Source organism: uncultured Deefgea sp. (assembly GCF_947072475.1).
Classification (GTDB): Bacteria; Pseudomonadota; Gammaproteobacteria; order Burkholderiales; family Chitinibacteraceae; genus Deefgea.
Map to the genome: position 1 here is coordinate 1 of NZ_CAMTIA010000095.1, position 6279 is coordinate 6279.

The 6279-nt window shown below is 50.7% G+C and carries 7 protein-coding genes; 6 read left to right on the forward strand and 1 reads right to left on the reverse strand.

Annotation, left to right across the window (positions count from 1 at the left end):
• Positions 1–115: 115 nt before the first annotated feature.
• Entirely contained in the window at positions 116–736 is a 621-nt protein-coding gene (locus Q0V82_RS16225) for a TetR/AcrR family transcriptional regulator (RefSeq protein ID WP_297577438.1), read from the reverse strand.
• 106 nt (positions 737–842) lie between these two features.
• Here Q0V82_RS16225 and Q0V82_RS16230 point away from each other — a divergent pair, with 106 nt between their 5' ends.
• The 6 genes from Q0V82_RS16230 to Q0V82_RS16255 all read left to right on the forward strand — a co-directional run.
• Complete coding sequence (locus Q0V82_RS16230) at positions 843–2126, forward strand: NAD(P)/FAD-dependent oxidoreductase (protein WP_297577440.1); 1284 nt, start codon at positions 843–845, stop codon at positions 2124–2126.
• The gene (locus tag Q0V82_RS16235; protein ID WP_297577442.1) at positions 2123–2938 is read left to right on the forward strand and encodes a DUF1365 domain-containing protein; all 816 of its coding nucleotides are present in this window, start codon (positions 2123–2125) and stop codon (positions 2936–2938) included. Before Q0V82_RS16230 ends, Q0V82_RS16235 begins: the two co-directional genes overlap by 4 nt.
• Positions 2935–4146 (forward strand): cyclopropane-fatty-acyl-phospholipid synthase family protein, encoded by a 1212-nt coding sequence (locus Q0V82_RS16240; RefSeq protein WP_297577444.1) that lies wholly within the window; start codon positions 2935–2937, stop codon positions 4144–4146. Before Q0V82_RS16235 ends, Q0V82_RS16240 begins: the two co-directional genes overlap by 4 nt.
• Positions 4147–4150: 4 nt before the next feature.
• Positions 4151–4681, forward strand: a complete 531-nt coding sequence (locus tag Q0V82_RS16245) for a chalcone isomerase family protein (RefSeq protein ID WP_297577445.1) — start codon at positions 4151–4153, stop codon at positions 4679–4681.
• The gene (locus tag Q0V82_RS16250) at positions 4678–5958 is read left to right on the forward strand and encodes an MFS transporter (protein ID WP_297577448.1); all 1281 of its coding nucleotides are present in this window, start codon (positions 4678–4680) and stop codon (positions 5956–5958) included. The genes Q0V82_RS16245 and Q0V82_RS16250 overlap by 4 nt, the downstream gene beginning before the upstream one ends.
• Positions 5955–6279, forward strand: a 325-nt coding sequence (locus Q0V82_RS16255; protein WP_297577451.1) for a DUF3833 family protein, incomplete at its 3' end; no start/stop codon positions are given. The genes Q0V82_RS16250 and Q0V82_RS16255, both read left to right, overlap by 4 nt.

Here is a 6279-nt window from a genome sequence, read left to right on the forward strand (position 1 = left end):
TTCAGGTCCTAGCGCCCGCAAGGGTGTGGAAGTTCGAGTCTTCTCTTGGGCACCATCAGTAAAAACAGCAAGATGCAAAACCCCATAAAACTTAGGTTTATGGGGTTTTTTGTATTTACGCCGCCACTGTAGGGCGCAGCCCACCTAAAGCCACTTGCAATATATGCATGACGATGGCTTCGTTATCCATTTTGCTAAATTTTTGCAAATACTCGACGGCAGGATCACAAGTGCGTGAGTAATAACTAAATAAAATCACATCACTTGGCAGCTCCGGATTCAAATCGCCTTTTTTTTGCGCTGCCAGCACCAACTTTTCAAGCTGGCCATTCAACTTCAACACCCGAGTGACGTACTTTAGATTGCGCATCAACATATCGCGCACATGCGCGCTGGTAGACGGCAAAAATGGCATCCCACCCTCTAGACGCACGCGCAACGCCCATTCCAGCAAAGCAATGAGTTTATCGATCGCACTTAATTCATGACTCAATTGCGCCAAAAAATCGATCGCCCCATCAATCAAACGGATCAAAGCTTCGCCAACTAAATCCTCTTTTGATTTGAAATGCTTATATAAGCTCGGTTTAGAAATACCGACCGCATTGGCAACGTCATCCATTGTCATCAAATCATAACCCTTGGTGCCAAGGATGGCCGTCGTCGCATCTAAAATCGCATTTTCACGCAATTTAAAGGCTTGGTCTTTGAAGCTTAACTTGCTAAAGATACTCATCAGTAAATTTCCTCTACTAACTAGTAGATATTATTTTAAGTTAGTAGTAATCTTAACACCTAAGTAGAAAAACATACACCATCCATGATGACGAACGGCAGGAAAAATGATGAATTCAGCGCGGCAACGCATTGCAGTGATTGGCTCAGGGATTTCTGGCTTAGCCAGTGCTTACTTTTTAAGTCGCGGCCACGATGTGGTGCTGTTTGAGGCTGGGCGCTACTTGGGCGGCCACACTAATACGGTCGACATTACTGTGGAAGGCAAAACTCATCCAGTTGATACTGGGTTTTTGGTATTTAACAAAGCGACGTATCCGAATCTAATCGCCTTGTTTGCTGAGCTAGGGGTCAATACCTATGCGACCGATATGTCGTTTGGTGTGTCACTCGATGACGGCGATCTTGAATGGGCCGGTACTAACCTCAACACCGTCTTTGCCCAACGCCGCCGACTACTATCGCCGTCATTCATCGGCATGCTGCGCGATATTTTGCGATTTAATGCGGCAGCCAATGAAAATCTAGCCGCCTGCTTACAAAGCAAAGCCACTTTAGGTGAGCTACTGAAAAGCGGCAATTATGGGGATACTTTCCGCGATGCGTATTTATTGCCAATGGCGGCGGCGATTTGGTCGAGTTCACCTAATGATATTTTAGAATTTCCTGCTTCGACCTTTTTGCGCTTTTGCCTGAACCATGCCCTCTTACAAGTGAATGATCGGCCGCAATGGCAAACTGTCCAAGGTGGAGCACGGGAATATGTGCGCAAAATTGCCGCTACATTGACTGATATTCGCCTGCAAGCGCCGGTATTTCGCGTTGAGCGGCTTTCGACTGGTGTGATGGTACATACCGAAAATACTGCCGAACAATTTGACGCGGTCATCTTTGCCACGCACGCCCCCGATACCCTCGCCATATTGAGTGACGCCAGCGATGCAGAAACCGCACTGCTTTCAGCCGTACGCTACCAAGCCAATACCGCAGTTCTGCACACCGACGCTAAGCAATTACCGAAACTCAAAAAAGTCTGGTCAGCGTGGAATTACCTTGGCGGCGCCAATGTCGATGGGCAACGCCCCGTGTGCGTGAGTTATTTGCTGAATCAATTGCAAAATCTACCGTTTCAAACGCCAGTCGTGGTAACACTTAATCCATTTATGCCTCCAGCCGTAGATAAAGTACTGGCGCAGTTTGAATACCAGCATCCGGTGTTCGACCACGCGGCGATTGCCGCGCAAGCTCAGCTACACACCATTCAAGGCAAAAATCGCACTTGGTTTGCTGGCGCTTGGACCGGTTATGGTTTTCACGAAGACGGCTTGAAATCAGCACTGCGCGTTGTCGCTGATTTTGGCCTCGCTCCAAGCTGGACCAGCTTGCCATGAACGCCCCAGCGCAAATCATTCGCGGCCAAGTGATGCACGAACGTTTACGTCCAGCACAAAACCGCTTTGTGTATCCGGTATTTTGCTTGCGCGTCAATTTAGCGCGCTTGGACGAGATTGACGTCAGTGGTTTTGGCATCAATCGCAAGCGCCCTGTTTCAATTTACACCCATGATTACGGCCCAAAAGACGGTAGCAATTTGGAGCAATGGATGCGTGATCTCTTGGTGCAATACGGCATCGAAGCGAACGGCGAAATCTGGCTACACACTTTCCCGCGCGTTTTTGGCTTTGTATTTAATCCGGTCAGCTTTTGGTATTGCTACGATCTCGACGGCGGTTTGCGTGCCGTACTCGCTGAAGTCAACAATACCTTTGGCGAAACACACCAGTATTTAATTGCAGGCCATGATCAGCAATGCATAGACAGCAATACCCGCCTTGAATGCATCAAAATGATGCACGTCTCACCGTTTTGTGAAGTACAAGGCCATTATCAATTTGGTTTTCGCGACACACCACAAACGGCCTGGGTGGGCATTGATTATTTTGATGCTGACGGCCTACTGATTAAAACCGCCGTCGGCGGCAAACGAGAGGCGCTCAATCGGCAAACACTCTGGCGTGCCCTACTGGCGCAGCCCTTATTAACGCTGGGCGTATTCGCGCGAATTCATTGGCAGGCGTTTCACTTATGGCGTAAACGGGTGCCGTTTTTTAGCAAACCGGTACCACCCGCAATCGCATTGAGCACTTCAATCCACCCAACACCACACAAGGTCGTCGCACAACATTCGGAGCTGACATCATGAATCAAAGCCAAGTTATCCAAAGCATTGCGCAAAACGCACCCACTGCCGCTAAATTATTTTTGAATCTGCTGGGCCGTTTGCAGCATGGGCATTTGCAATTGATTACGCCCGAAGGCACGCACTTAATGTTTGGCAACTTACATCAGCCGCCATCAGCAACCCTGCAAATCATTGATTGGCGCGCGTGCAGCCGAATTTTACGAGCGGGCGATATTGGCTTTGCTGAGAGCTATGAAGCGGGCTGGATTGATAGCCCTGATCTGACTGCGGTGCTGAACTTGGCGCTACGCAATGAAGCGGTACTCGACCAAATGGTATTTGGCGGCAAACTCGCTACCTTGTGGTATCGGATCAAACATTGGCTACGCCCCAATACTCGCGAAGGCAGCCGGCGCAATATTCATGCGCACTACGATATTGGCAATGCGTTTTACCAACGCTGGCTTGACCCAAGCTGGACGTATTCGAGTGCGATTTTTAATGGCGACTACGCGCAATCGCTGCACAGCGCGCAAATCGCCAAATACCAACGCATTATCGACGTGCTCGGGCTGCGTGCGGGCAGCCGCGTACTGGAAATCGGCTGCGGCTGGGGCGGTTTTGCCGAACATGCGGCGAAGCTCGGTATTCAGGTACATGGCGTAACGATTTCTCCAGCGCAATTGGCCATCGCGCAAGAACGCATCGCAGCGCAAGACTTGGGCGAGCTCGCACAACTTGAAATCTGTGATTATCGCGACTTGCAAGGCGAATACGACGCGATTGTGTCGATTGAAATGTTTGAAGCCGTCGGCGAGCGATTCTGGCCGGAGTACTTCAAAACCGTTGCTGCACGCCTCAAATCAGGCGGCAAAGCGCTAATCCAAACCATCACCATTGTCGAATCAGCATTTGAGCGCTATCGCAGCAGCACCGACTTTATTCAGCAATATATATTCCCCGGCGGCATGTTACCTAGCCCAGAGCGCTTTAATCAAAAAGCCAGCCAAGCAGGCCTTTCCACCATCGATCAATACCACTTTGGCCGCGACTACGCCGAAACTTTACGCCGCTGGCGCGCCGATTGGGAGTCTGAAAAAGCCGCCATCACCGCACAAGGCTTTGATGAAAAATTCATGAAAATTTGGCGCCTGTACTTTGCTTACTGCGAAGCGGGCTTTGACGGTGGCAAAACCGATGTCGTGCAATTTTTGATGCAAAAAGACTAAAACCATGCTGAGTCACCGTATATCCCTAGCCGCATTACTCGCCATTGCCTGCATGGCAATACCTGCACAAGCAGCCACATGGCGCGAGCATCTACCGCAAGCGCAAACCATCGGCAGCGGCGATTTGCGCTGGTTTGGGCTGCGGATTTATACCGCCAAACTGTGGAGCGAAAAAAAGCCATTTGATATCAACGCCCCCTTTGCCTTGGAGTTAACGTATCACCGCAATATCAGTCGTGAGCAATTTGTTGAAACCAGTTTGGATGAAATTGAACGGCTATTTGGTGCGCGCTACAGCGCCGACACGCTTAAACGCTGGGAAGAGCAAATGCAGCGCGCGTTTACGGATGTGAAAGAAGGCGATCAACTCATTGGCGTGTATATCCCCAATGAAGGTGCTCGCTTTTACAGCCGCAATAAATTACTGGCCGATATTCGCGACCCCGAGTTTGCCAAAGCGTTTTTTGCCATTTGGTTTGATGCGCGCAGCAAAGACAAAGATTTACGTGCACAGCTTTTAGGCAATTCGCCATGAACACCATCCGCCCATTGGCCTACGCCAGTTACGGCCTGCTCGGTCTGCCCCTCGCGATGGCCGCATTGCCGGTGTATGTGCAAATCCCGGCTTACTACAGCGGGCAATTGGGCTTGGCTTTGGGATTAACCGGCTGGGTGTTATTTTTGGCGCGTTTAATCGACACTTTTCAAGACCCACTGCTCGGGCGCTGGATTGACCGACTCAATGGCCGTATCACGCTGTGGTTTTGCAGTAGCGCAGTGGTGTTAGCTTTGGCATTTTTAGGTTTATGGCTACCGCCAGTACCCACTGGCAATACGATGTATATGGCGCTATGGCTTGCTGCAATGCTGATTGCTGCCTATACCGCGCACAGCATGCTCAACATCGCCTATTTAACTTGGGGCGCACGCATTGATTCAAGTTCAATGAGCAGCGATCAAGGGCTACTGGGCGCGGCTGCGTGGCGAGAAGGCGCGGGCTTGTTTGGCGTAATTTTAGCCAGCGTGATTCCAAGCTGGATCATGAGCCGCCCCGCCGCAACACTGAACAGCAATTTAAGCTATTACAGCATCGCCTTTGCCGCTGTTTTGCTACTGGCAGTATGGGTATTACTTAAATTCGCCCCCGCATGGCAACGCGTCAAAAATAGCGAAACAGCACCCAGTTGGCGTGCCACTTGGGCTTTGATGAAAGCGCATCAAGGTTTTCGCCAGTTATTGCCGCCCTACTTTTTGAATGCGATTTCAGTGGCAATTCCATCGACTTTGGCGCTGTTTTTCATCAACGACAGGCTGCAAGCACCAAATTACGCGGGCGTATTTTTAGCCAGCTACTTTATCGCCGCGGCAATTGGCTTACCGCTGTGGGTGATGGCCGCAAAAAAAATTGGCGTTTTATGCGCGTGGCGCTGGGGCATGCTGTTGGCGATTTTGGCATTTTGCGGCGCGGCCACTTTGGGCGCGGGCGATATCGCGGCGTATTTCATCGTTTGCATTGCGGCGGGCTTGGCGCTGGGGGCGGATTTGGCCCTACCGCCTGTGTTGCTGGCCAAACTGATTCGCCAAGACAGCTCACCTGCCAGTTATTTTGGTGTTTGGACTTTACTCGGCAAATTAGCATTAGCCTTGTCTGGCCTAGCCCTCCCAGCCTTAGCAGCGCTCGATTATCAACCGAGCAGCCCCGCAGGACCAGCGCTGGCTTGGGTTTATGCTGGCGTGCCTTGCGCTTTCAAACTGGCGGCATTTTTGTTGCTCACTCGTATCAAAACCGAACCGGCAGGAGTTTCATCATGAAAAAATCCATCATCGCCGCGGTGTGTGGCCTACTGACCGCCTGCGCCTCACCCGATGTAGCGCAATACCAAAAGGCCGAACCCAAGCTCGATTTAGTGCATTATTTTGTCGGCAAAACCGACGCGTGGGGCATGTTTCAAAAACGCAGCGGCGAGGTCGTGAAGCGTTTTCATGTTGAAATCACCGGCACGCACCACAACGGTAAACTGGTGCTCGACGAGCAATTTAAATACGACGATGGCAGCACGCAGCAGCGGATTTGGACACTCACCTGCCAGTTATTTTGGTGTTTGGACTTTACTCGGCAAATTAGCATTAGCC